The sequence below is a fragment of the Foliimonas ilicis genome, assembly GCF_039939195.1.
Lineage (GTDB): Bacteria > Pseudomonadota > Alphaproteobacteria > Rhizobiales > Rhizobiaceae > Foliimonas > Foliimonas ilicis.
Genome location: NZ_JBDUUH010000006.1, coordinates 1 through 23,034 on the forward strand (window position 1 = coordinate 1; position 23,034 = coordinate 23,034).

Below are 23,034 nucleotides of genomic sequence, written 5' to 3' on the forward strand. Positions count from 1 at the left end.
TACCTATCACCCGCACTTGGCCTACCCTCTGCAACCCCGGCCAGCGCCGGGCAGGCCAAGCGCTGATCGTCTACAGGGGGTGAATATTGGACGCCGATATGGGGTCAGAATTCCGCGCCGGTTGACAAGAGTGGTCCAAATCGTCCGCCCACAGGGGCTGGGCGGAGCGGCGCGCGGCAGCAGCCCAAATCAGCCCGCAAAATAGCATTTGGACTCGCTGGCGGCTTCACATGACCCCCAGATGACAGTCAGCTTTTGGCACTGTGCCATGTTCTGGATTCAGCATGGCGCCTCACACGTGGAATGGCGCGCCCTGAATGGATGATCCGATCTGGGCGCGGGACTGACTGTCGACGAAATCACAGGAGTCCGCTTAAAAATCCGCATTGCGTTGGCGGAAACTCGCGGTAAAAAGTGAGTGTGGTACTATCCTTAACTGTCAACGGAATAGCGAGGACCGTCTGCCAGCGTATATTTGCTCTCGCCTTGGGAGGGTACGTTGCCGCTTCAAAAAGCCAAACTTGAGCATCCAGATATTTCTGACGCTGAACTGATTCAGTTGCTTTTCAATCAGGTCACATCCGAGCGCGAGGGCGGTGATGAGAAACGTAAACAGGCAGAAGCGCTGATTGATTTGTTTGGGGGCACATCGGCAACGCGAGCCCACCTTATCGGAGTTCTGGAGACTAACTGTACTCGACAGGCCGATGCCTTGTCGCACACTTCCTCTCGATTGGGCTGAGCGTGACAGCGCTGCCCCCAGCTGCGAACCAAACCACAAGAAAGTCAGCGCTTCTAGGCTCAGCGCTGCCTAAGTACCTCTGATCGGATAGGCTACGCTCGCCGCTCCACTGAAAGCAGGTTGTCTTCGATCAACCGACGCTGGTCGCTTAGAGGGAATTTATGGGGTAGATTTCTGATAATAATCTGCTTCGTCCATCTAAAACGACGCGTTCGAGGTCCAGGATAGTGCTGCCGTTTTACCAAGCTGGATCAAACCGATAGACGAAAGTTGAAAAACAGCCCAATTTTTTCTCAAGTTGCTCTTGAAACCAAGAATCTGAAAAACCAAATCGACTGCTGCCAGCCGCTGATGAAGGGCTGGCTTTGCAGGAACGCACCGCTTATCGGCGCGTCCTTAACCATGTTGCTTCAAGGAGGATATGGCTATGGCAACATCTTACGATTATGCACCGCTGTTCCGGTCAAGCGTCGGCTTCGATCGGGTTTTCAATCTCCTCGAGAACGCCCAGCGCGCCCGTGCGATCAGTGACTGGCCGCCCTACGACATCGTTAAGACTGGTGACGACAGTTACCGGATCTCGATCGCAGTGGCAGGCTTCGCACAGGATGATCTTGATCTCACCTTTCAGTCCAATCTGCTAACTGTCACCGGCAAGAAACAAGAGACGTCCGCAGACGGCTATCTGCACCGGGGCATTGCTGGCCGGCCGTTCGAACATCGGTTCGAGCTCGCTGACCATGTGAGGGTCAACGGAGCCGATCTGCGAAACGGTCTTCTGTCGATCGATCTGGTTCGCGAGATACCGGAAGAACTGAAGCCACGGAAAATCTCCATCCAGAGTGCAGCCCCGTTAACATCTTTTGCCTCGACGCCGCAGATCGAAGGTCAGAAGAAGGCCGCTTAACGCAAACCCTGTCGCGGAGGCACCGGTTCGCGCACCGGTGCCCCCAATATCCAGATTGGGAAGGAGAGAAAGATGAAGCCCGATACGTTCAGAGAACCTGTTTCCATTCTTGTCGGCCTTGGCTTTCCGGCAGAGGTTCGCAACGTGATGGACGCCTACCATCATCTCACTGAGTGGCCAGCATCGTTGAGAGAAACCACGCATTCGGAAGCCCTCGGAGCCTGTCGCGCATCATTTCGCGGTGAGATCGAACCCGAGACCGCGCGCGATCTATATGTCGCCTTTGCAGAAAAACACGAACTGTTGTCGCGAGACCCAAAAGCACTGGTCTCTCCCGGTCCACAGCTAGACAGTGATCCACACGTAAGCTGAGGCGGAGCCATAGTCGACGCTATTCTAGAGAGAAGCAGCCAACACAGTACGATGGTGCTGGGAGCAGCCGCTCTGGCACCAGAGACTCTTCGGTTTGTGCGTTCTGTGACAAGCTTCGCTTTTCGCTTGCCTTCGGCAAGGAGGCCGAGCCGCTTGTCACCATCAGAATTTCTGTCTGCTTCTCAGCGCACGGTAGCAATGCACTCGATCCACAGCGAGGATGCCATGGAGGTGAGCTTATAGCCTGACGCTGATTCCCGCAGCATTCGGCTGGCGAGCCGCTGCGAAGCTACGAATTATGCAATGTCCTCGTTAAAGATTGAAGCCTCAACATAGGCCATCGGTGCTTCAAGCGTCCAAACAACGCCATTTGGACCGTACTGTAGATCGCCCGTACCACTTACGGCCTGTGGTGTGACGCGCTTCAAAACTACGGTGCCGAAACCGCTATTTGCGATCGATTGCACCATTGGCCCATCAGTCTCGTTCCAAGTTAACCTGATGCGCTTGCCGGAGGGGGTCTCATCCACCTCCCACGCCACTGAGATTTCGCCTTTGTTGGCGGAGAGCACACCATATTTGGCCGAGTTGGTGGCCAGTTCATGAAACGCGATCCCAAGATACTGCACAGCATTTGGGGTTAGCGTGAATGGCGGTCCTGACACTGCGATCCGGTCTTCATCACCGAATGGCTTGACCTGCGCCATGAGCAGTTCGAGTATCGTAGCACCCTTCCAGTCTGCCGAAACAAGAAGGTCGTGGGAGCGCGCCAGCGCCATTATCCGCTCCCGGACCTGACGTTCGAAGTCGTCAGGATTTTCCGAGCGCTTGTTGGTCTCACGGATCATCGACAGAATTACCGAATATTGGTTCTTCACGCGATGGTTGACCTCCCGCATCAACATCCTGATGCGGTGCTCGCTTTCTCGGGCAGCTGAAACATCTCGAGCGATCTTGGACGCCCCGACAATGCGTCCCGCAGCGTTGCGCACTGGAGAAATCGTAAGAGAAACCGGTATCCGGCTGCCATCCTTGCGCTGACGCACGGTCTCGAAGCTCTCAACCCGCTCCCCACGCCTGATACGCTCCATTATGCGGGGCTCTTCGTCTTGATGGTCTTCCGGAATGAGTAACGTTACCGATTCGCCGATCGCTTCATCAGCCGAATACCCGAACAAGCGTTCTGCTCCACGGTTCCAGCTGGTAATGACACCATCCAAATTCTTGCTGACAATCGCGTCGAACGACGATTCAACAATAGCCGACAGGTGCTGCCCAGCATCTTCTATACGTTTACGGTCGCTGAGGTCGACCAGCGTGTTCACGGCGCCAACGAGATTGCCGTTCGCATCCCGTATCGGCGTCGGGAAGGGCAGGAATGGAAAAAACGTCCCGTCCGGGCGCTGGGCTATTGCCTCAACGTTTCGTACTGGGCGATTTTCCCGTAGCGCGATTGCCATGGGGCACTCGGCGTGAGGGAGTCTCTGACCGTCCGCAGTGAACAGACGGAACGTGACGCACCATTCATCCTTGCCGATTTCCGGCTCGCGACCGGCGAACTCCGCCGCAGCACGATTGAAATAATTGATTCTACCGTGGCTGTCCGTCGTGTAAACGGCGACGGGAAGACTATCCAGGATTTGCTGGAATTGATCGTCCTTCTGAGTGAGGTCTTGTCGTGCGCGTGTCAGTTCAGTGACATCAACGGTGAAGCACCGGCTATTGACGAACTGACCTTGTTGAAACTGTCCGCTCGACGTGATTTCAACATGCTTGATAGAGCCGTCCTTTGCGCGTAGACGGGCGGGATATTTGTCAATCTTCTCGCCACGAGTCAGGCGCGCCAGTATGTCATTGATGGATTGGCGATCGACATAGAAGTCAGCGATGCGGCGCCCGAAATATTCCTCAGCAGAATATCCCATAAGGTCGAGTTCCGCTTTGTTGGCATGGAGGATAGTGCCGTCCGGCCCAATAATGTGAAGCGCGAGAGTACCGTTCTCGAAAAACTCTTCAAAGTCCAGGGCGCCGCCACCAACGCGGCCAAGCGGGGATTTTTGCAGGCTACCGAACTTTTCATCGTCAATATCAACGCGTGAAATCGACGGTTTCTTCATTGGATAGTTGCCCCGGAGTGCCGCTTAAGTTTACTGTAACTCATAGCCCGCGAGATAGTTCCCACAAGTCTCCAAGGCGCGCAGAGTAACTTTCCACACCGAGGAATCCAACATTATTCGGGGTCTGAGGCGCTGCTCACAGCTTCGACAATCACGCAGTTCCTACCTTTTTTCTTTGCAAGATAGAGCGCAGCGTCCGCTCGGCGCTGCAGTTCCTCTACCGACATCAGGTTGTTGCCTCGCCTCATTGTCGCTACCCCGATGCTGAGAGTGACGTAGGGTGCCACGCGAGATGTAGGATTCGAAAGCAATGCAGCTTCTACCCGGCCGCGGATACGCTCTGCGACGGCACAGGCCTCCCGGTCGTCACATCCAGGAAGAAAGACAAGGAACTCTTCGCCTCCGAAACGGGCGACATGGTCCAGATCGCTTCTCATACAGCTCTGCATGATCCCTGCAATTTTCACCAGGCACCGGTCACCCTCGGCATGCCCTAGATTGTCGTTAAGGTGCTTGAAATCATCCACATCGCACATCAGCATCGCCGCGCCGTTTCTCGGTACGCTGTCATTCTCCCAAAACCGGTGAAGTGTTTCGATCATGGCCCGCCGGTTCGCTACACCCGTCAGTGGATCGGTCCGTGCAAGTGATTCAAGCCTCGCGTTAGCCTCGGTAAGGTCAGTAAGCCGAATTCGATCTCGTAACTCAAGCAGGAACGTCTTCTGCGCAAGGATGGTCGCGGTGCGGCGAGCAACTAATGTGGCAGCCATTCCACTTGCGAAAAATAGTGTACCTGCCAAAGCACTTCCTGCCTCGATGTCCGGGTTTTGCAATTGAAAAAAAAGGTAGAGGCTAAGAGCAGTAGCCGCGACCGTGCCTGCCCACGGCAGCGGAACAGGAAAAATAACAATGGCGGTGACGGCCACGAAGAGCATGATCGTCAAGTGTCGCTCATAAAACTCGCCACCGGCACTGACGCCCACAAGAGCGACAGACAGCAAGATCAAAAACATACTTGTCGTGAGGACCACGCCTTGCAGCCAAAAGCTCCGCCGCTTGCGAAAAGCCACTGCGGCGACAAAGGCCGCTGGCGGAAGGATCGAGGCGGGGAGCAGCATCAGTGCTACGGTTTGGGCCGGAAGCAATATTGCGTACAGGACCAACGTCAGCACGTCGAGGATGATAACCCAGACCATCCAGGCGCGAATGATCTTCGCAGTCTGCCGCCAGGAGCGTTCGAGAAAGAGCCCGCCGAGTTCGCCATTCAGCCGAATATCACGCGTACGACCGCCCAGCAGGCGCTCGACATCGTCCACAGTATCGGGCCTCAAGCTTTGAGGAATTTCCCGCAAAGGCGCAGCGATTGCTGTGAACGATTCTGTGTTTTGTTCAGCCACCATATTTAAGAATCTAGGCAGCGAATGATCGCAATCAAGGAGAGCCGATTGTGTCGCTTCAAGACAGTATGGTTCTTCTAAGCGTGGGTCATCGCAACATTCAACTTCGGCTGTCCCGTGCCCTCTGTATGGTCATCCACGCGATTGACCATCAAGTGATTCTAAGGCTTTTTTGCCGTAGTATTACCTTCTGATTGGTGTGTGCAGCGGCGAGTTAGTGTTTGTGAGCCGCACCGTCCGAACGGGCCTTTGAGTGCTCTATGCCAAGCCTTCGGCCTGCGCACGCAGGCTCGCATTTTCGACTTCGAGGGTGTCCAGCCGTTCGCGGATCGAGCGTAGGGCGTCCCCACTTCTGCCTTTGTAGAACGCGAAACAATGTATTGGTGGCAATTCCAGTCGAAATTCTGCAACCGCAGCCGGACGATTCGCTCAACCCCGCTATGTGGGCGGTCGAGCACGGCTGTCGCCAAGGCAGGCTCAGCATCAAGGGCACCGCCTCTGCGTAAGCGTGTATTTAGAGGCGGGTCCGGCGTGGCAGGTCGACACCGGGTCTATAATCGAATAGCTGAAACCGGGCGGAGGGTTTTTCGAGCATCACATCAAGCCTCTTGGCGCGCTGGCCGCCGCAGCAGCAATCAACCTTTCCAGAAAACTTGGGTCTTATCTACCAAAGCGATGGAAGTCAGACGCCGCGTTCGAGCTGAGAGCCTTCGAGGCTGATGCGACTTAATGGGTAGCCGCCAAAGAATAGCGTTCGAACTATCGATGTGAGCACGCTGCCGTTAAGAAACTGGAGTTTTTGTACGTTTTTTTGTAGCGGGCTTTACCGTTATGGCAAGTTCGGCCGCCTCTTTCGCTTTGCGCGCCTCACGTAGCCGCATCGTCTTTTCGTCACGGGCCTGCGCCAACATGTCTATCTCTTCGAAGGCTTGGCTGCGTGCGAAGAACTGAGACGTTACATCACCAAATGCAATTTCAGCTCTTTGTCGGGATTTGCTCTGTGTTTCTGTCATCTGATTTCCGCATCATTCGCTGTGTTTCCAGCATAAAAAAAGGCCAGGCATGTTGCCTGACCTTTGTTGGTCTCGAGCTGTCAGTGTGCCAGTACATCCGTGGTCACGCGACGGCTAAAACCAATTAAGCAGCCTGCAGGTTGCAAGCCGACATCTTGCCCGATTTGCTGTCGCGTTCGAGATCGTAGCCAATCTTCTGGCCTTCGACGATTTCGCGCATGCCAGCGCGTTCGACGGCCGAGACATGAACGAACGCATCAGCGCCGCCATTATCGGGCTGAATGAAGCCGAAGCCTTTAGTGGAATTGAACCATTTAACTGTGCCAGTGGTCATGAAAAACCCTTTCATAGCAATATTGAAGTACCGCCACGCGACTGCGCAGCAGATGGTGTTAGCGATGTTTTGAAGGGAGGGTTTGTTCAATGCGCAGTGCCAAGTGCGCGGCAACCAAAGCTCAGCAAGAAAATATCGATTTTCCGTTAATAGAGAAGATCGTCCTCACTGTCAACTTTCTGTTTAGTTGGACGGCGGCCTTATCTTACAAGTTGAGGAAATGCGAAAAACCGCCAATCGCCCTTGTTCCTCATCAGAAAGCGTTAGCTCAAGCATGCCTGGTCTAGACACGAAGCATTACAGCCTTCACAGTCGGCCTTTGTTGCGACCTCACTGGCTTGCCCTGGTGGAGGCTTTCGTCACCAAATAATTTTTGGCCGAAAAGAGCTTGCCCACCGTTCCCGAAAGGCGCGGTGGGCTTTTTGGGTTGCGGATAATCTTCTTACGATGGCTTATGATTTTTTTTTGACGGAATGCTTGCATCCTTTGAATGCGCAGCGATTCCAGGACCGGCACCCGTCGTCTTCTCGATAGGAACGTTACCTTTTTCACCAGCACTCGGATTTACGCCGTCTGATTGATGGGTCTTGTCGTTGACCTCATCCGGAGGTCGCGACAACCCTTGGCCATGAGCGGGCTTTTTGTTGGTTGCAGCATCCTCGGAAAACTCGCCTTTTTTATTTTCCTTAACTTCCTCTGGCTTGCGTGCGCCGGTCTCTCGATTATTTTCAGTTTCAGACATAGCAAATCCTCCTGATTAGATGTGATTGTTCAATCATCCGCCGGGTCGGGGTCTTCAGTGTATGCGTGCCTCTGGTTCCTCACGATTTGAACGAGCGAAGCAAATACGGCAGCTGGTTCCCAGCCGGATACGATGGCAAGATCAACTAACTCGCGCACGGCGTCGTCAAGGGCTTCCGCGCAAGCGGTGAGATATTCTGGATGGCTACTGTCTAACGAAGGCGGACGTGTTTTCATGAGCCAACAATACGCCGTTGATACTAAGGTTCCGAAGGAAGATGCTCGTTTTTGCATTTAGAGTAGGGGTTAACGCGGTATGAAACTTCTAGTCGTGCGACCGCAATCGTCTGGCTACACAACCAGAGAACACCGAAGCCCAACCGGCGCATCCAATTATTGTTCCACCAAGCCCGGAAACAGGAGGAGATTGGCGCAAAGCTGGCTCCGAGCCGTAAACTTTGGTGACCTGTCGGGTCGTCTACCGACAGAGGCCTAGCCGGTGCAAGCCTGCTGAACCCGTAAGGTTTCCAAACATGGTCGATCGACCGATTACAGCTAGGAAATCACAAGACCATTCGCATGCAGTTTTGCGTGGGGAAAGAGCCCTAGAAGCGTTTTTCGAGCTTGTTGAATTCAATGGAAAGAGCGACATATCTATGACTCATGCCGCCACGCCGAAAAATAGACGAATCTATACTGCGAGTGGAAGAGTGGAAGCTGTCGCCTTCTGCCACATTTGGGTCGTCAGTTCGAGCGAAGGGAATTCTTCTCGAGGCACGTGCTCACTTACCCCCGGCGGCGAAAAAGCTGCTGAACTTGGAAGCCGGCGTGCTCATCTTGCGCATACCGGAGGACGCCGTTGAAGATTTTCCGACCATGTCGGCGATCGTGTCAAAAGTAATCAAGGGCGCTGAGACACTGCCGGTAATTCCCCGTGAGGTTGAGGACATCCTGGCGATTTCCACGACCGAGCGGCATAGGTGGCTCAATGACGGGCGCTTGCAAAGCGCCGGAACACGTACTGTGAAACTTCGTGGGCGCGCGAGGAAGATAACGTTCCACGTGTTCGACCCCCGTCACATCGAGGATGTACTCGACCGCGATCTGGCTACGGTCTGGCGTCAGGAAGACGCATTGACAGCCGCAGAGAATAGGCGGCGAGCAGCAGGAAAGGCAGCCCTGACGCGGGCCAAAAAGGGCGGTAAAGGCAGTCAGACATCTGACATGTCTGATCAGAAACCAGAGGGCTGGGAAGAGTTCGAAAGCGATGGGTTCTTGCGCTGATCACCTCTTACTCAGTTTGAGGCTCGTCTGCCTATATATTGTCCATCCATTTAAGCGCCATGTGCCCAATCCTATAATGTGTCGCCTAAGCCATAAAATCGTAAGACTGTTTGTTGCAACCGGCCATGAACTGTTCGCGGTTGGCACGGAGCGTGCGGTCAGATGATCGTTTTTGCGGTTGGCGCCCTCGCGGTTTGAAGACTCAATTTGCTAGCCTAAAGGGACATCCTACGTGCGGGGAAACAGATGCGCAAGCAGGGCCTCTGCACGGTCCTCTACCCCTGAAACTGTTGCCCGTCGCCGTATCGAACGGCTTCCCCTGATCATCATTGGCCGGCTTGCGCTCACGACGCCTAGATCGGAGGCGCATTCCTCACCTCGGGCTGAATTAATGTGCGGCTCAACTCTGCCGCTACCCCTTTATTAAGGCGACCCGCGTATAAACATGGCGAAGGTCTGGGAGCAGATGGGGGCACTATGTTCAAGACTCTGATCGCATCACTGCTGATGTCGCTCTTTTCGACGCACACAAGTTATGCGCAGCAAGATAAGCCGGATCCCCATGGCGCGGTGATGTGCGTATGGATGGTCTACGCTTCGCTAGAGCGAATTGTCGAGGAATGCGGCACCGCAAATCGCGATGCAAAATTCTTTCAGACATTTCAATCCAATGTCGATCGAATGGAAGCCTTTATCTTTCGAAATTCCGAAATCACGCGGGCGCACCTAGATAAATATCTAGTTGGCCTGTCGCGCGAAAACCAACGGGATTTGTGCGCACCTTCCTCTGATCATCTGCGAATGTACGAAATTGGAAGAGAGAGGGGCGGAGACGCACTTACTCAAGACATAGATAAGTTGCTGGAGGTAGAGCGGCCTCCTGTTTTTAATCCTTGCCTCTAGCGTGTGAGACGAACCGCAGAGATCTGAACGCTCATGCCGCCGCCTTGCGCCGCGCCGTTCTCTGGCGACGGATTTCGTGACTCTTGGTGGCCCCACGCTCCTGATTTATCGCTCTGAAAATCACTGGAGCGAATTACAGAGGCGGCACCGCTCGTTTCTAAAGCCCGGCATTGCTATGATGATACATGCGGAAGCTTTGGGACGCGATTCTCTGGATATTTATAGCTCCCGGCGATTGGGTCTCGGATCGCCTTGAGGTGTCGAAGGACGAAAACCGAGGATTGGTCAGGATGCTGGTCAACTCGCTGTTCTGGATATTCGTCGCGATCGTTGGACTAGCAATCTGGACTTCCACGATGCCCGAATTTCAGTAAGCAGTTGCCTCTTCAACCCGCCGTTCTGACCGTGCCAAAGCGCACGGGGTTGGCATTTGCGGTCGAGCGCCTTACCAACAGCCTTCACAGGAGACGCTTATGGCCAAAAAACCAAACTACGACTTCGAACGAACGCAGCGCGAACGCGCAAAGTCAGCCAAGAAGGCGGCGAAGCTAGCCGACAAGGCCGCAGAGCGCGAACTCAATCGCGATGCGACAGACGACCAGAAAATTGGCGAAGAAGCGCAAAAGCGCAGTTAGCAATCTTCCGCATTCTTCTGGACTAGGGATCAGGCACCGTGCATTCCGGCACAAAGGACGTGCGGGGCTTCCGGTTTGTCTCGACATCAAGGAATCGCATGCAAATGTCGAGAATCTTCCCACAGCCTCAGTCCAGCAACACCAGCTCCGCAAATTTTCGCGGAAGCTTGTGGATGATCTTTGCGATGTTCGCATTTGCACTGGAAGACAGCCTCGTGAAGGCCGCTGCTGCAAATCTGCCAACTGGCGAGTTGCTGATCCTTTTCGGACTTGGGGGTATGCTGGTCTTCTGGTGCGCCGCAGCAGCAACAGGTGCGAAACTCGCCTCGCCTGACGCCTTCTCACCTACCATGCGATGGAGGTTCTGCTTCGAAGTCGTAGCGAGGTTATTTTACGTTTTAGCGTTGGCCCTGACCACATTGTCGTCTGCCACCGTCATCTTGCAAGCTACACCGATCATTGTGGTGCTGGGAGCCGCTGTTATCTTCGGCGAGAAAGTCGGTTGGCGCCGGTGGAGCGCCATACTGTTCGGACTTGCCGGTGTGCTGGTGGTATTGCGGCCGACCACCGATAGTTTCTCTGCGCTCTCAATTCTGGCACTTATTGGAATGCTTGGTTTTGCCGCTCGTGATCTCGCCAGCCGTGCAGCGCCAGCTTCCCTGGGAACAGCCACTCTAGGTTTCTATGGCTATCTTGCTATCACGGTAGCCGGCATTGCCTATGGCGCATGGGAGGGTAAGCCTTTCATTCTCCCTGATGGGCAGAGCTGCGTAAACTTGATCGGAGCGGTTGCGTTCGGAACGATCGCTTATTCTGCTCTCATGAAGGCTATGCGCTCTGGCGAGATTTCGGTAGTCACACCATTTCGCTACACGCGCTTGCTGTTTGGCCTTGCGCTAGGAGTGCTTGCCTTCGGTGAGGCGTTGGATACGCCGATGATTGTAGGTTCCGTGATGATTGTTTTATCCGGGCTGTTCATCTTATGGCGCGGTCGCAGAATACGGCAATGACCGCTCCGGGGCCTCGGTCCGACCGTCGCCGTTTCATAACTCGGGCCGAAGTGTTGCCGTTTATTCCGGCTGTCCATGCGCACTCAAGAAATGCTCGAAGCCTGATGCAACCTTGATACCGACATGGCGTTGTCCCGTTCAAAGGAGACAAGCCGTGTCAAACGATCAAGACTTCGCGAAAAAATTCTGGGATTCCATCAGGTCCGATATGACCGCAATGATTGGTGTGGCAGGGGTCCATCCACGTCCCATGACCGCTCAATTCGATAGCGACCGGAACGTAATCTACTTTTTCACTGCCAAAGATGCAGAACTTGCCGGAAGCGCTTCTGGACCTACAGAAGCAACATTGATCTACGCTTCAAAAGGCCATGATCTCTTTGCCACCGTTCAGGGCAAATTGCAGATCGACAATGATCGCGCTGTCATTGATCGACTCTGGAACCGATTTGTTGCGGCATGGTTCGAACAAGGCAAGGATGATCCCAAGCTTTGCCTACTGCGTTTCGAACCCGCCGAAGCAGAAATCTGGAAAGACGCATCCAGTGTTGTTGCAGGCGTGAAAATGTTTTTGGGCATGGGCGACCCAAAGGAGGATTATAAAGACAGTGTCGCTCAGGTCACATTGAAATAGTCCAATTTCCAGAAGTGCTTCACAGCGTTCGTGATGTCGTCGGACTGCAGCATCGCGAACGCAAACTCTAGCCGGACAAAACCGGGAACCTGCACCCTGATACGCCCGTTCCATCTCCATCAGCGGGGCTTGGCGATTTCTCAGAAAACCTCATTTGAACACGGTGATCGAAAGCCAACACCGGTTGCAGCCCTGACGCGGAAAATAGCACTGGTTAATAAACCTGGGCGGAAACCGGATGAAGAAGGATCGCCGTTCAAACCGCAGCGTCTTAATCCCCCGCGCGCGATACTCACGACCCACACTTCGGCGGAAAACCCTTACAAAATGTGCCCGGCATTGGACCGGGCGGCTTTCCCGATCAGATCTTTACTCCCGCATTACTCTCCCGGTCGGGGGTCGGGTACCATCCCCTTTTATTTTTAAGGCGCTGCTTTGCGCCGCGGGTCTCTGGCGGCGAATTTCATTGCGTTAGGCGCCCAGCTTAATTCATGTTTCTGAATCTGCGAGGAACGATGTGAACGCATAGTCCGCCGCGCGACTATTCAGCCCCACCGCGGCCGAAATCTTCGCCGTCCGCCGTTGACGTCAAAAAAACTCGAAGTGGTGGTTTCCCTACCAACGCTGAAAATTTGAATGTTGTTAGGCAGTTTATCAGTTGGTGAATCCGTTTTTTCCGGCGATGCGACGTAGTTCAATGAGGGCAGAGATTCGAAGTTAACGCCTTCAATACCTGAAAACAGCGAGTGACAGTTCCCATCCTCAAGTTCACGCTCTCGGTCCTCGAGATAAGTCTGAGATCGGAACTGACGTGGTCATTTCAGAAAATCTAACAAGCCAAGTGACGGCACAGCACTCGGACAGAGTAGGAACAGGTCAGGCAACCGCTCATCACGGGGAGCTGGTGCAAGGCGTTTTTGAAAACGCCAGCGGGGGGCTGCAACGAGGACTCGTAACTCTTCCGCTAGATCGAATTCGGTCGCTTGCAAAATTCAAACCTTCGGCCGACGCGCGCATTGACGTTATCCCGCCCGATAGAACGAAGGCGAAGAAGGCAGCCCGCCTGACGCTCAAGCATATGGCTTGTTCGCAAATCGGCGGTGAACTTACCATTACAAGCTCGATAGCGGTCGGCCACGGGTATGGCTCGTCGACCGCCGATGTGGTTGCGGCGATACGGGCCGTTGCCGCCGCGCACGGCATCAAACTGCGCCGATCCACGATCTGCCAGCTTGCAGTGGCTGCCGAGGGCGCCAGTGACGCTATAACCTACGAAGATCAAGCCATTTTGTTCGCGCATCGCGATGGCTCCATCATCGAGCACTTCAACGGGCCGCTGCCACCGCTTATTTCCGTTGGGTTCAAGGCATCTGATGGCAAGCCGGTCGACACGATTGCAATGCCCCGCGCACGATATAATGCTGAGGAAATTCAAACCTTCCACACATTACGAGGATTGGTCGCACGATCGATTGCGTGCCAAGACCCATTCCTGCTGGGCCGTGCTTCGACAGTCAGCGCTCAAATCAGTCAACGCTATCTACCGAAGTCGCGCTTTGACACCGTTTTGAACATTGCACGACATCATGGAGCGTGCGGTGTGCAGGTTGCTCACAGCGGCTCGCTGATTGGCATATTGTTGGACGCGACTTCGACAGATGCTCGGGCCAAAGCTTCCGAAATCGCTAAATCGATGAGCGATGGCGGTTTCAAAGACGCCGAAATCCATTCCGTAAATACCGAGGAGGCGTTCGAAAATGCTCCTTGACGCTGACTATTTCCGCTTTCTTGAGACACCGCGTCTGGCAACCCTTGCGCCCAATCTCGTCGCTGCCGCTTTCCCGTTAATGAAGCTAATGCCCGCGCGCTACATTCTTGATCGCGCAGAGAAGGCAGGTGAATTGACGCCTGGAACGCACATTGTCGAGACGACATCAGGGACGTTCGGTATGGCTGTCGCGTTGCTTGCGGCCGCTCGCCGCTATCCGCTTACTCTTGTGACGGCCTCGAGCTTGATCGATCAAAAATATCAAGCTCGCCTAGAACGCCTCGGGGCAAACGTCGCCGCAATTGCCGATCCTTTGGGTGACGGAAATCAAACCGGAAGGCTGACATACTTGACCTCAACTCTTGCAGAAAATCCGGGAAGCTTCTGGACACGACAATACGACAGCGATGGCAATTGGCTTGCATACGCCAATCTTGCCGAGCTTCTGGTGCGAAGGCTCGGACAGATTGACTGCTTGGTTGGATGCGTGGGGACCGGGGGGTCGCTTTGTGGCACTGGCAGGTTTTTGCGACAGATCTTTCCGGAGCTAAAGGTTTTTGCAGTCGATACGCACCGAAGCATTCTCTTTGGACAACCCGTTGGAAAGCGGATGTTGCGGGGATTGGGCAACAGTGTGCTGCCTGAGAACGTTCGCCATGAACTCATCGACGAGATACACTGGGTTGGTGCCCATCCCGCCTACCAATCGGCACATGCCTTATATCGCGAAAACGGGCTGTTTATGGGCCCGACAAGCGGAGCCGCCGCCCTTGTTGCACAATGGGTAGCCAAGAAAGAGCGCTCGGCACGCGTCGCAGTGATTATGCCCGATGAAGGCCATCGGCATTCGGATACGATCTACAACGATATGTGGCTGGCCAATTTGAGTGGTTGGCCATCCAAAATACCGGTTGAACCGATCACGCTCCGCCACATAGCCCCAGCCGACGAAACGGAATGGACACGTTTTGCGTGGGCGCAGCGACGGCTAGAGGATGTGAATTCATCTCGCCAGATTGATCACGGCCACAGCTCTCCATCCCTTTAAATGCTGGACAAGCTGCCTTGTTCGGATTTGAGTGAATGCCACGCGTCTTTAATCGTTGGAAAAGTTGGATATGTGCTGGATGGATCGTTTGAGCGGTCAAGGTCTTTAAGACCACTTGCAGTGACGATGGCAACGACCCGGTCTTCAGCAGAGATCACATTCTGTTTTCGCAACTCCCGGATGGCGGCAAGTGGCGTTACTGACGCGAGTTCAGCAAATACGCCTTCGCTACTTGCGAGCAGCTTCTGCAGTTCCAAAAGGCTGTCGTTGTTGACCGGCACGGCGCAACCATACGACTCTCTTATTGCGTTTAGCGCTTGGTAAGTGCTGCGCGGAGTCCCAATCGATACTGCCAGCGTTTCAAACGAAATGCGCTGTTCATCAAGGCGGTCCACGCCTCGCGAGAGGGCATCTGAAAGAGAACCGTGCACTTCTGCTGCCACCAGCCTAGGGAGCCGGCTAATGTGTCCTGCCTCAAAAAGCTCCTTGAAGCCAAGCCAAAGGCCGGCGAGTGCATCTCCATAACAGACCGGCATAACGCACCAGTCTGGAACCTCTCCATCAGATTGTTCAATGATCTCGTAAGCCATTGTCTTGTAGCCTTCTATTCCGACGGGATGGCTTCCCACAACCGGAGCATAGCAAGGAGATGTAACAAACCATCCAAGTTGGGCTGCGCCTTCCGCGAGAAGCGCCCATCTATCCATCTTGTTGACCAGTGGCAAAACCGTCGCACCGTAGCGCCTAATTTGCGAAAGCATCGGTCCCGCGGTTCCCGCAAAGGTGGCGACGACACATCTTAACCCCGCTCGCGCAGCGTAAGCAGCAAGCGACGCACCAGCATTTCCCGACGAGGCCGTTGCTATCACCTTAGCTCCCTGGATGCGTGCGACAGACACAGCGACCGTGGAAAAACGATCCTTATGAGACCAGGTAGGGTTTCGGCCCTCATCCTTTATGGACAGATAGGGCACACCTAGAATCTGCCCGATTGTTTCAGCTTTCAGGAGCGGGGTGTCCCCCTCGCCCAACGATACGGCGTCGTTCGCCCGGCAAGGCAGGTATGTAGCGTGTCGCCACAGCGAGGCGTTAGTTGGCTTCTGCAACGCAGTGAGGTTTGCCCCTGTACCAGGATACACAGGTTGGAGATTCGCCGGTGCGGTGTCTTGGCAAATCGGGCAACCCTTGGAGTCGATATGGACATCGGCAGCGTATTTCGCGCCACAGCGTATGCAAACAAAGCCCGCAATTCTACTGAGTGCGGTCATTGGCAAACTCCAGTCGTGCGAACAATTGAATGCCGTGTATCGCAAGAGATTGGTGGATATAAATATCGGCTAAACTTGCGCAATATTAATGCGAAAGGACGACGACCCATCACTCCTCCTAAGGTTGGGACACGTTCATTTCCTGCACTCTTAAAAACAGCCGGACAACCAACTGTCAATGCAAAATGTTCACTATAGGGTGTCGCACTAAAGTGAACATGCCGCTTTCTTTCTCGCATGAAACTTCGCGACCTCTTGGGTCTAAATGTGCAGCGCCTACGAAGGGAAAAGAAGCTCTCTCAAGAGCAGCTTTCTTTCCGCTCTGGTCGTTCTCGCGCATATCTGAGCGGCGTCGAAGCCGGTCGGCGCAACGCCACCCTGGAGACGCTCGAGGTTTTGGCGGAGGCGTTGGAAGTTGAACCGTGTGAATTAATTAGCCATCATTCTGCACACAGGTCACCTGAAGGTGACAGACCAACCGACAATTCTTAACCCGCCTGCAACTCCGTCATCAGCACAAAGCCTGAAGACCGAAAACGCACACGAGTATTAATCTGACATATTGCCGCGCCATTGGCCGAGTGCAGTGAAGAATTATAAAAATATGAAAACTATAATGAACATTCGCGCCAAACAGCGTTGAGCGTTTCGACAGCAACGGGATAGTCTTTTCACCTTGAGTGTACGACGGTTTCTCATGCGTTGAAATAGTTTTATGAATCATGCGGTCATTTCAGAGGTTCTCCGCACAATCTCACAGATTGAACGGGCTACGTCACCTCAAGGTGTCTTGGAACGACTGCATGCACTTTTAATGCAGCATGGTCTGCGTGATATTCTCATAACACGATTGCCCGTTGCTCACGATCGGCAATGGCACCGCGAAATTCTCTGTAACGGTTGGTCAGCGGAATGGCATGCGCGATACAATCAGCGAGGTCACTACTTCTATGACCCTTGTGCAGGGACCAGCAGGCGTACTGGGAGAGCGTTCTTCTGGAGTGAACTAGAGCGTGGCGATATGGATCCGCGCGGCCGACTCGTGATGGACGAAGCGCGCGAATTTGGCATGCTGGATGGTGCTTGCGTACCAATTCACACACCACTTTGTGGACCGGCGGTCGTCACAGCGGCAGGTGACAACATTGATTTGTCGCCATCCGCACTGCCCATGGTCGAAGTCGCTTGTGTCCAGGCCTACAGAAAAGTGTGCGATTTGGATTACAACTCGCCTCGTCAACATCGCCCCTCGCTTACCTCGCGAGAGCGAGAGATTCTTCAGTGGAGCTCGGAGGGGAAGGGCACGGAGGATATCGCCTGTATTCTTGGAATTTCGAGGCACACGGTAGAAACACACATACGCAACATCCGCGAAAAGCTCGATGTTCTCAATGTGACGCACGCGGTAGCGGAAGCCCTCCGCCGGCAGGAGATCCAAATATAGCTATCGCTAAATTCAGGTATTCTGATTTTCGAAGGCAGCGCCGTAAAACAATCTCGGAGGGCGCGCCAATGTTTCGAGTTCACATTGTCGACTGGGCAAACAGAAATAAATACAAGAGTTACCTCGAAAAGTATTTCAGACTACGTCACCGGATATATGTCGCGGAGCGTGGGTGGGACGAAATCTCCAGACCTATCGACATGGAGATCGATGCGTTTGACACACGAGATGCGATCTATCTGCTGGGCATTGATCTGAATTCAGAGGTGGTTGGAGGCTCCCGGCTCGTACCAAGCACGAAGCCGCATCTGTTGGCTGATGTCTATCCGGTGCTTGCACGCGGCAATCCACCAAAGGGGGAGCATGTCTATGAATGGACGCGCTTCTTTGTCGCTCCATCACTACGCACATCTGGTAGCCGCTCGCGGGCGGCTGGGATCGTACTTTGTGCCCTGCTCGAGGCGTGCTTAAGGCTAAACATTCGCCAGCTGAGCGTCGTTTGCGAAGCATTTTGGCCACAACGTTTTAAGGCGTTGGGATGGAATGTCGTTGAACTTGGAGAAATTCTCCAGCAAGCCGACGGCCCAATAGTAGGTCTGCTGATCGATATAACGCCAACAGCACTCGAAAGTACACGAGACGCCTATCAGATCGAGGAGTCGGTGGTTTGGTAACGGCGGTGCGTGCGCCGATTCTCTCTGAAGAGCTGACGACAGACGTCCGAGTTCCAACGTCTGCCAAAGCGCAGCAACGTCATATTAGGCAAAAACGGTCGTCATGGGTGTAGACCTAAAATCCCTTGGGTTATCGCGACTAGATGTTGTCAGATCGATTGAGCTCGAGCCCGACCAGGAACAGTACGCCGGCGGCAGCCTGAATGAGATATTTTCAGTGATGCAAGCCAGTGTGCATCCTGACGCTTATCACCCCTTTGCGATTGCCTCAGACGACAAAGTCGTTGGGTTCTTTGTCCTGCGAGAAAAATCAGCGTTGCCGGCTTGGGCACCCAGCAACGCAGTCACGCTGCATAATTTCAGAGTGGATCGTGCCTACCAAGGTTTGGGGTATGGATCGGCCGGACTGAAGCTGGCCAGTGATTGGGTAATCAAAAACCGTCCCGATATCCGGCTTCTCATGTTGTCCGTGAACGAAGGAAATCCGAGCATCCGTCTCTACTTGCGCTGCGGATTCCGCGATTGCAGGCAAACACTCAACGGACGCGTTGGCCGCGAACATGTTCTAAAACACGATATCGAAATATAAAGCAAAAGCTCCCGCCCGTTGTCGTTAATAAATGCTCAGAAAGCTCTGCTCTTTGGCAAAGCCATTGCCTCAAACCACGACGCCCGCGTCGGCATTCAAATCGGCCATGACTTTGAACAGGCAATCGCCTGGCTTAGCTAGGGAAGGGACTCGGCGACATGCAACCAGGCCGGACTGTTTGAAGCGGATCATTTCTACATCCCGCATAGGCCAGCCGATGGGATGTATCTTGCCTGCCAACTGACCTTCGATGACAGTCTCACCAACACCAGCTGCAGGCTCAAAAATTCCATTGGTTTGCGCGTAGGTAAAAGCGTCGCGCCCCTGCACCTTCATTAATCGTGTCACTGCTGACATACGTTGCGTTGCAGCGTCTTTGACGATACCGAAGCGCTTCAACACTCGCCGAACACCTTGTTCGGCAAGGTCTTTCCCTTTGTCGGACAACGCCGCGCCTCCGCCAAGCTCGGCAGTAATTGCTGGCACATTTAATTGCTGCGCAGTGGCTGCCAACGTTGTCGCTCCGCCTCCGCCTGAGCCGTCGCTTATTGAACTTACTGGCGCCCCGAACACCTTGGCCAATTCGAGGAGGCTTCTCGTTTCTTCCGGAGTTCGACCAGCACGGATCAAAGCGCTCGGCAGATAGTCCAGGGAGCGACCGCCGGCATGCAGATCTACAACAACGTCCGCCAACGGAATCAGGATTTCACTGACATAGTGCGCAATCATTTGCGTCGGTGAACCCAATGGATCACCAGGAAACAAGCGATTGAGATTTCCATCATCCAGCGGCGACACCCTGCGCCCCGCTTCGACCGCGGGAAAGTTAAGCGCCGGCAGAATGATTATCCTGCCATTAACGTCGCCAGGGTCCAGTTCCCTGATCAGGTTGTTTAGAGCTACCTGGCCCTCGTACTCGTCACCATGGCTTCCCGCCACCAAAAGGGCCGTTGGTCCTGGCCCGGATTTGATGCACGATATCGGTATCGGCAGGAAGCCATACGCAGATAGATCGGATGAGAACGGCAATCTCAAACAATCGCATTGCTTGCCTTCGACATCATAATCGATCGGTGTCCAAATTCGTGATGCAGCATTCATTCGCGTATCACCTCAGTGGAGTATTTTTTCGAGAAACAGTTGGGCGCGGGGATGATTTGGGTTTCGGAAAAACTCATCAGGTCGCGCGTTCTCCACAATCCGACCCTCATCCATGAAGATAACCCGGTCTGCGACTTCACGGGCAAATCCCATTTCATGGGTTACGCAGATCATTGTCGTTCCATCACGGGCAAGATCCACCATCACGTCGAGGACCTCCTTAATCATTTCCGGGTCCAAGGCCGAAGTAGGTTCATCGAACAGCAAGAGCCGGGGGCTGAGACACAACGCGCGTGCGATCGCGACGCGCTGCTGCTGACCGCCTGACAATTGCGCTGGGTGCTTTTCGGCCTGCTCTGGAATGCGCACTTTCTCGAGGTAGAAAAATGCGATCTCTTCTGCTTCCTCACGCGACTTTCCAAGGACGCGGCGTAAGGCGAGCGTACAATTGGATAGCACTGTCAGGTGTGGGAAAAGATTGAAATTCTGGAACACCATTCCAGTGCCGCGACGAGCAAGGGCCGACTTTTTGGCGTTTTCGCCAAGTGTCACGCCACCAAGTTCGATCGATCCGTCCTGATAAGTCTCAAGCCCGTTTACGCATCGGATCAGCGTGGATTTCCCTGACCCCGACGGCCCGCAAATGACTATACGCGCGCCTGACTCAACCGCGAGGTTGATGTCTTTGAGCACGTGGAAGTTGCCGTACCATTTGTTGAGGGCATGAATTTTTGCAGCCATGTTCGAAGACTGTTCTTGCATCGAAACTCCTTGATTAGATTGATGTGAAAGTCAGTTCAGCGTCGTGTAGCCCCGAGAAGCCGCATTTCGAGGCGTTTTACGGCAAGTGAGATTGCCAGCGCGAGAGCGAGGAACAGAAGGCCAGCAACAGCCAATGGCTCGGCATACCGATAAGTGTCGGACGCGATGTCGAAGGCTTGGCCCAGCATTTCCGGGACGGCAAGGACGGCCAGATAGGGCGTCGCCTTGAGGATCGACACGAAATAGTTGCCCAACGGCGCTGCAATGTTGCGCAGCATCTGCGGGGCGATGACGAAGAAGATCGTGTCTATGAGGCTGAGCCCAACCGCTCTCGACGCCTCTCTCTGCCCCTTCGGAATGGCATCGATCCCTGCCTTGAAAACCTCAGCCAGATATCCACTGAAATAAACACTCAAGCCGAGGATACCGACAGTGAGCGCACCAAGCCGGATGCCGTAGAAAGGCAGCACAAAATACAGGAAATACAGCCACGCCAGGATCGGTGTCGCCCTGATAAAGTCAATCAGGAAGCGAACGGCAAATCCGGCTGGCCCTCCCGAGCGTCGCAGCATCTCGAACCCGAAACCCAGGCCTGCCGCACCAAAACAACTGACCAGAGCAACCAGCAATGTCGTACCGATAGCACCAATGATCGTCGGCACGGTCGAAAGCGCGAATGTGAAATCAAAGCCCACGACCAAGCTCCCTTCCTGAACTGATTCGCGTTTCAAGCCATCTCCCCAGGATTGCGATTGGGTAGCAGACAACGAAGTAGGCAAGCAGCAGGGAGGTGTAGATACCGACCGGGTTGTATTCCATCTGCGCGAGCTCCTTGGCCCGAAACGTCATGTCTGTAAGCGTCACCAGTGAAACGAGGGCCGTTGCCTTCACGAGCTGGATGAAGTGATTGATGAACGTCGGACTCATCGTCACTAGAGCCTGTGGGAGTTCAATCAGAAGTAGGATCATCGATCGCGAAAGGCCAAGTGCATGTCCCGCTTCCTTTTGGCCGCGATCCAGGGACTGCAAGCCGGCGCGAACCGCCTGGCTGGCATAGCCGCCAATATTTAGCCCCAGCACCATCGCGCTGACAGTCACAGCAGACAGCATGATGCCGGCGATGGGTAGCGCGTAGTAGAAGACGAACAGCAGGATGATGACCGCCGAACTGCGCCAGAACTCAATGACGCAGGTAACGATGAACCGTGTAATGCCGGTGGTCAGGTATTGGGCGACGCCAAAAACAAGTGCGAAGGGAACTGCGAAAAGCAGACCATATCCCGTCACCTTTGCCGTGACGTCGAGCCCATGCAGGATACCGACCCATATATCGAGAAGGCTCATTTACGCGCCCCGCACAGTGACTCGGCGGTTGCCGTGTCGGGGACGGACTCGGGCCCGCCAAAGCCGTACTTGTCCATGATCTTCGCTAGAGTCCCGTCCGCCTTCAGCCCAGCCAGTTGCTCGTCATACAGGGCGCGCAAATCGCCATCGTCGTTGCGGAATGCGATAGCTGCAAAGTTGGCTTGCTCGTCCGCGACATCGAAGGGAAGGGCGCGTTCTATGCCGTCAGTTGTGCGCCCGGAAAGCAAACCGATCACCGTCGGCGAAGAAAGCACCGCAACATCGATACGTCCGGCGCGGAGTGCAGAAACGTTCGATTCGATATCGGGAAAGAGCAGCATACGATCTTTCGGGACACCCGCCTCGATGGCGTTTCTGGCAACCACGCTTCCGCGTCCGGCACCCATGATGATCTCTGCCTGTGCTGCAATATCCGCGTAGCCGTGAATTTCTTTCGGATTTCCGGCGGCAACGACCGCGGCATCCGGAACCTTGAGATCGGGCATTCCAAACAGAACCTGCTGGCAGCGTTCAGGAGTGATTGCCAGCCCCGAAGCAACGGCGTCGAAACGGCCGGCAAGCAGACCGGGAACCAAAGCTCCGAATTCGGTAACGCGGATGTCGAGCTCATCGACACCGAGTTTGGAGAAAGCGGCTTTCAGCAAATCCGGGTGCCAGCCTGTCGCTTCGCCAGTTTTTTCATCGCGAAACCCCCAAGGCGAGCGATTGTGAATCCCGATGACGATCTTGCCTTCCCGCAAGATGCGCTCTTTGGTCGTCTCGGCATTAGCGGTGCTGCTACCAGCGACCAGAATAAAGGATGCGAAAGCTATCCACAGGGCTCCTCCCAGCTTGCGAAATCGACTGTTCATTCTCTTCTCCCTCTGTCGTGAACTATTGGCGCGGGCGCGGCCTCTTTTCGGCGCGACCGGACATCCGTTTGATGG

The 23,034-nt window shown here is 54.4% G+C and carries 26 protein-coding genes; 15 read left to right on the forward strand and 11 right to left on the reverse strand.

Features of this window, described 5'->3' with window-relative positions; translation table 11 throughout:
- Window positions 1-499: 499 nt before the first annotated feature.
- The 3 genes from ABFT80_RS14035 to ABFT80_RS14045 all read left to right on the forward strand — a co-directional run bounded on the left by ABFT80_RS14035 (window position 500) and on the right by ABFT80_RS14045 (window position 2,021).
- Complete coding sequence (locus ABFT80_RS14035; protein ID WP_347972561.1) at window positions 500-742, forward strand: hypothetical protein; 243 nt, start codon at window positions 500-502, stop codon at window positions 740-742.
- 427 nt (window positions 743-1,169) lie between these two features.
- A complete protein-coding gene (locus ABFT80_RS14040; RefSeq protein ID WP_347972562.1) occupies window positions 1,170-1,649 on the forward strand; it encodes an Hsp20 family protein in 480 nt (159 codons plus the stop codon).
- Window positions 1,650-1,721: 72 nt separating this feature from the next.
- On the forward strand, window positions 1,722-2,021 hold the full coding sequence (locus ABFT80_RS14045) for a DUF982 domain-containing protein (protein WP_347972563.1): 300 nt from the start codon (window positions 1,722-1,724) through the stop codon (window positions 2,019-2,021).
- A gap of 296 nt (window positions 2,022-2,317) precedes the next feature.
- Here the strand turns inward: ABFT80_RS14045 and ABFT80_RS14050 are convergent, their stop codons facing one another.
- The 5 genes from ABFT80_RS14050 to ABFT80_RS14070 all read right to left on the reverse strand — a co-directional run bounded on the left by ABFT80_RS14050 (window position 2,318) and on the right by ABFT80_RS14070 (window position 7,624).
- On the reverse strand, window positions 2,318-4,138 hold the full coding sequence (locus tag ABFT80_RS14050; RefSeq protein ID WP_347972564.1) for a PAS domain S-box protein: 1,821 nt from the start codon (window positions 4,136-4,138) through the stop codon (window positions 2,318-2,320).
- Window positions 4,139-4,251: 113 nt separating this feature from the next.
- Window positions 4,252-5,538 carry a GGDEF domain-containing protein gene (locus ABFT80_RS14055; RefSeq protein WP_455189939.1) on the reverse strand — a complete coding sequence of 429 codons (1,287 nt, stop codon included), beginning with the start codon at window positions 5,536-5,538 and terminating at the stop codon, window positions 4,252-4,254.
- Window positions 5,539-6,317: 779 nt separating this feature from the next.
- Entirely contained in the window at window positions 6,318-6,548 is a 231-nt protein-coding gene (locus ABFT80_RS14060) for a hypothetical protein (protein WP_347972565.1), read from the reverse strand.
- Between the two features lie 124 nt (window positions 6,549-6,672).
- Window positions 6,673-6,882, reverse strand: a complete 210-nt coding sequence (locus ABFT80_RS14065) for a cold-shock protein (protein WP_347972566.1) — start codon at window positions 6,880-6,882, stop codon at window positions 6,673-6,675.
- A gap of 442 nt (window positions 6,883-7,324) precedes the next feature.
- Window positions 7,325-7,624, reverse strand: a complete 300-nt coding sequence (locus ABFT80_RS14070; protein ID WP_347972567.1) for a hypothetical protein — start codon at window positions 7,622-7,624, stop codon at window positions 7,325-7,327.
- Between the two features lie 662 nt (window positions 7,625-8,286).
- On the opposite strand from ABFT80_RS14070, the gene ABFT80_RS14075 reads away from it, so the two are divergent.
- The 8 genes from ABFT80_RS14075 (at window position 8,287) to ABFT80_RS14110 (ending at window position 14,905) form a co-directional block, all read left to right on the forward strand.
- The gene (locus ABFT80_RS14075; RefSeq protein WP_347972568.1) at window positions 8,287-8,907 is read left to right on the forward strand and encodes a hypothetical protein; all 621 of its coding nucleotides are present in this window, start codon (window positions 8,287-8,289) and stop codon (window positions 8,905-8,907) included.
- A 477-nt stretch (window positions 8,908-9,384) separates the two neighbouring features.
- The gene (locus tag ABFT80_RS14080; protein ID WP_347972569.1) at window positions 9,385-9,810 is read left to right on the forward strand and encodes a hypothetical protein; all 426 of its coding nucleotides are present in this window, start codon (window positions 9,385-9,387) and stop codon (window positions 9,808-9,810) included.
- Between the two features lie 185 nt (window positions 9,811-9,995).
- Entirely contained in the window at window positions 9,996-10,184 is a 189-nt protein-coding gene (locus tag ABFT80_RS14085) for a hypothetical protein (RefSeq protein ID WP_347972570.1), read from the forward strand.
- 99 nt (window positions 10,185-10,283) lie between these two features.
- A complete protein-coding gene (locus tag ABFT80_RS14090; protein WP_347972571.1) occupies window positions 10,284-10,445 on the forward strand; it encodes a hypothetical protein in 162 nt (53 codons plus the stop codon).
- Between the two features lie 104 nt (window positions 10,446-10,549).
- Window positions 10,550-11,455 carry a DMT family transporter gene (locus ABFT80_RS14095; protein ID WP_347972870.1) on the forward strand — a complete coding sequence of 302 codons (906 nt, stop codon included), beginning with the start codon at window positions 10,550-10,552 and terminating at the stop codon, window positions 11,453-11,455.
- A gap of 154 nt (window positions 11,456-11,609) precedes the next feature.
- On the forward strand, window positions 11,610-12,089 hold the full coding sequence (locus ABFT80_RS14100) for a pyridoxamine 5'-phosphate oxidase family protein (RefSeq protein ID WP_347972572.1): 480 nt from the start codon (window positions 11,610-11,612) through the stop codon (window positions 12,087-12,089).
- Window positions 12,090-12,900: 811 nt separating this feature from the next.
- Window positions 12,901-13,857: a GHMP family kinase ATP-binding protein gene (locus tag ABFT80_RS14105; RefSeq protein ID WP_347972573.1), complete on the forward strand. Its 957-nt coding sequence runs from the start codon at window positions 12,901-12,903 to the stop codon at window positions 13,855-13,857.
- Window positions 13,847-14,905, forward strand: coding sequence for a PLP-dependent cysteine synthase family protein (locus ABFT80_RS14110; RefSeq protein ID WP_347972574.1), 1,059 nt, complete (start codon window positions 13,847-13,849; stop codon window positions 14,903-14,905). Before ABFT80_RS14105 ends, ABFT80_RS14110 begins: the two co-directional genes overlap by 11 nt.
- Here ABFT80_RS14110 and ABFT80_RS14115 read toward each other — a convergent pair.
- Complete coding sequence (locus ABFT80_RS14115) at window positions 14,902-16,173, reverse strand: threonine synthase (RefSeq protein WP_347972575.1); 1,272 nt, start codon at window positions 16,171-16,173, stop codon at window positions 14,902-14,904. The two genes, ABFT80_RS14110 and ABFT80_RS14115, sit on opposite strands and share 4 nt — an antisense overlap.
- A 237-nt stretch (window positions 16,174-16,410) precedes the next feature.
- On the opposite strand from ABFT80_RS14115, the gene ABFT80_RS14120 reads away from it, so the two are divergent.
- From ABFT80_RS14120 to ABFT80_RS14135, 4 genes are all read left to right on the forward strand, one after another.
- Window positions 16,411-16,665 carry a helix-turn-helix domain-containing protein gene (locus ABFT80_RS14120; protein WP_347972576.1) on the forward strand — a complete coding sequence of 85 codons (255 nt, stop codon included), beginning with the start codon at window positions 16,411-16,413 and terminating at the stop codon, window positions 16,663-16,665.
- 223 nt (window positions 16,666-16,888) lie between these two features.
- Window positions 16,889-17,617, forward strand: coding sequence for a helix-turn-helix transcriptional regulator (locus tag ABFT80_RS14125; RefSeq protein WP_347972577.1), 729 nt, complete (start codon window positions 16,889-16,891; stop codon window positions 17,615-17,617).
- Between the two features lie 68 nt (window positions 17,618-17,685).
- The gene (locus ABFT80_RS14130; RefSeq protein ID WP_347972578.1) at window positions 17,686-18,291 is read left to right on the forward strand and encodes an acyl-homoserine-lactone synthase; all 606 of its coding nucleotides are present in this window, start codon (window positions 17,686-17,688) and stop codon (window positions 18,289-18,291) included.
- Between the two features lie 103 nt (window positions 18,292-18,394).
- Window positions 18,395-18,880 carry a GNAT family N-acetyltransferase gene (locus tag ABFT80_RS14135; RefSeq protein ID WP_347972579.1) on the forward strand — a complete coding sequence of 162 codons (486 nt, stop codon included), beginning with the start codon at window positions 18,395-18,397 and terminating at the stop codon, window positions 18,878-18,880.
- 69 nt (window positions 18,881-18,949) lie between these two features.
- Here ABFT80_RS14135 and ABFT80_RS14140 read toward each other — a convergent pair whose 3' ends face one another.
- Genes ABFT80_RS14140 through ehuB form a run of 5 tightly spaced genes read right to left on the reverse strand, consistent with a single transcriptional unit; the run spans window position 18,950 to window position 22,959 of the window.
- Window positions 18,950-19,981 (reverse strand): succinylglutamate desuccinylase/aspartoacylase family protein, encoded by a 1,032-nt coding sequence (locus ABFT80_RS14140; protein ID WP_347972580.1) that lies wholly within the window; start codon window positions 19,979-19,981, stop codon window positions 18,950-18,952.
- A 12-nt stretch (window positions 19,982-19,993) separates the two neighbouring features.
- Entirely contained in the window at window positions 19,994-20,743 is a 750-nt protein-coding gene (locus ABFT80_RS14145; RefSeq protein WP_347972581.1) for an amino acid ABC transporter ATP-binding protein, read from the reverse strand.
- 35 nt (window positions 20,744-20,778) lie between these two features.
- Window positions 20,779-21,438, reverse strand: a complete 660-nt coding sequence (locus tag ABFT80_RS14150) for an amino acid ABC transporter permease (protein ID WP_347972582.1) — start codon at window positions 21,436-21,438, stop codon at window positions 20,779-20,781.
- A complete protein-coding gene (locus ABFT80_RS14155) occupies window positions 21,428-22,087 on the reverse strand; it encodes an amino acid ABC transporter permease (protein WP_347972583.1) in 660 nt (219 codons plus the stop codon). The genes ABFT80_RS14150 and ABFT80_RS14155 overlap by 11 nt, the downstream gene beginning before the upstream one ends.
- On the reverse strand, window positions 22,084-22,959 hold the full coding sequence (gene ehuB / locus ABFT80_RS14160) for an ectoine/hydroxyectoine ABC transporter substrate-binding protein EhuB (RefSeq protein ID WP_347972584.1): 876 nt from the start codon (window positions 22,957-22,959) through the stop codon (window positions 22,084-22,086). Before ehuB ends, ABFT80_RS14155 begins: the two co-directional genes overlap by 4 nt.
- Between the last annotated feature and the right edge of the window lie 75 nt (window positions 22,960-23,034).

What these genes read in the sequence shown, in the direction of transcription:
- ABFT80_RS14040 (WP_347972562.1), top strand. Translation starts at nt 1,170, where the DNA reads ATGGCAACATCTTACGATTATGCACCGCTGTTCCGGTCAAGCGTCGGC.
- ABFT80_RS14045 (WP_347972563.1), top strand. Translation starts at nt 1,722, where the DNA reads ATGAAGCCCGATACGTTCAGAGAACCTGTTTCCATTCTTGTCGGCCTT.
- ABFT80_RS14050 (WP_347972564.1), bottom strand. Translation starts at nt 4,138, where the DNA reads ATGAAGAAACCGTCGATTTCACGCGTTGATATTGACGATGAAAAGTTC.
- ABFT80_RS14055 (WP_455189939.1), bottom strand. Translation starts at nt 5,538, where the DNA reads ATGGTGGCTGAACAAAACACAGAATCGTTCACAGCAATCGCTGCGCCT.
- ABFT80_RS14060 (WP_347972565.1), bottom strand. Translation starts at nt 6,548, where the DNA reads ATGACAGAAACACAGAGCAAATCCCGACAAAGAGCTGAAATTGCATTT.
- ABFT80_RS14065 (WP_347972566.1), bottom strand. Translation starts at nt 6,882, where the DNA reads ATGACCACTGGCACAGTTAAATGGTTCAATTCCACTAAAGGCTTCGGC.
- ABFT80_RS14070 (WP_347972567.1), bottom strand. Translation starts at nt 7,624, where the DNA reads ATGTCTGAAACTGAAAATAATCGAGAGACCGGCGCACGCAAGCCAGAG.
- ABFT80_RS14075 (WP_347972568.1), top strand. Translation starts at nt 8,287, where the DNA reads ATGCCGCCACGCCGAAAAATAGACGAATCTATACTGCGAGTGGAAGAG.
- ABFT80_RS14080 (WP_347972569.1), top strand. Translation starts at nt 9,385, where the DNA reads ATGTTCAAGACTCTGATCGCATCACTGCTGATGTCGCTCTTTTCGACG.
- ABFT80_RS14085 (WP_347972570.1), top strand. Translation starts at nt 9,996, where the DNA reads ATGCGGAAGCTTTGGGACGCGATTCTCTGGATATTTATAGCTCCCGGC.
- ABFT80_RS14090 (WP_347972571.1), top strand. Translation starts at nt 10,284, where the DNA reads ATGGCCAAAAAACCAAACTACGACTTCGAACGAACGCAGCGCGAACGC.
- ABFT80_RS14095 (WP_347972870.1), top strand. Translation starts at nt 10,550, where the DNA reads ATGTCGAGAATCTTCCCACAGCCTCAGTCCAGCAACACCAGCTCCGCA.
- ABFT80_RS14110 (WP_347972574.1), top strand. Translation starts at nt 13,847, where the DNA reads ATGCTCCTTGACGCTGACTATTTCCGCTTTCTTGAGACACCGCGTCTG.
- ABFT80_RS14115 (WP_347972575.1), bottom strand. Translation starts at nt 16,173, where the DNA reads ATGACCGCACTCAGTAGAATTGCGGGCTTTGTTTGCATACGCTGTGGC.
- ABFT80_RS14120 (WP_347972576.1), top strand. Translation starts at nt 16,411, where the DNA reads ATGAAACTTCGCGACCTCTTGGGTCTAAATGTGCAGCGCCTACGAAGG.
- ABFT80_RS14125 (WP_347972577.1), top strand. Translation starts at nt 16,889, where the DNA reads ATGAATCATGCGGTCATTTCAGAGGTTCTCCGCACAATCTCACAGATT.
- ABFT80_RS14130 (WP_347972578.1), top strand. Translation starts at nt 17,686, where the DNA reads ATGTTTCGAGTTCACATTGTCGACTGGGCAAACAGAAATAAATACAAG.
- ABFT80_RS14135 (WP_347972579.1), top strand. Translation starts at nt 18,395, where the DNA reads ATGGGTGTAGACCTAAAATCCCTTGGGTTATCGCGACTAGATGTTGTC.
- ABFT80_RS14140 (WP_347972580.1), bottom strand. Translation starts at nt 19,981, where the DNA reads ATGAATGCTGCATCACGAATTTGGACACCGATCGATTATGATGTCGAA.
- ABFT80_RS14145 (WP_347972581.1), bottom strand. Translation starts at nt 20,743, where the DNA reads ATGCAAGAACAGTCTTCGAACATGGCTGCAAAAATTCATGCCCTCAAC.
- ABFT80_RS14155 (WP_347972583.1), bottom strand. Translation starts at nt 22,087, where the DNA reads ATGAGCCTTCTCGATATATGGGTCGGTATCCTGCATGGGCTCGACGTC.
- ehuB (WP_347972584.1), bottom strand. Translation starts at nt 22,959, where the DNA reads ATGAACAGTCGATTTCGCAAGCTGGGAGGAGCCCTGTGGATAGCTTTC.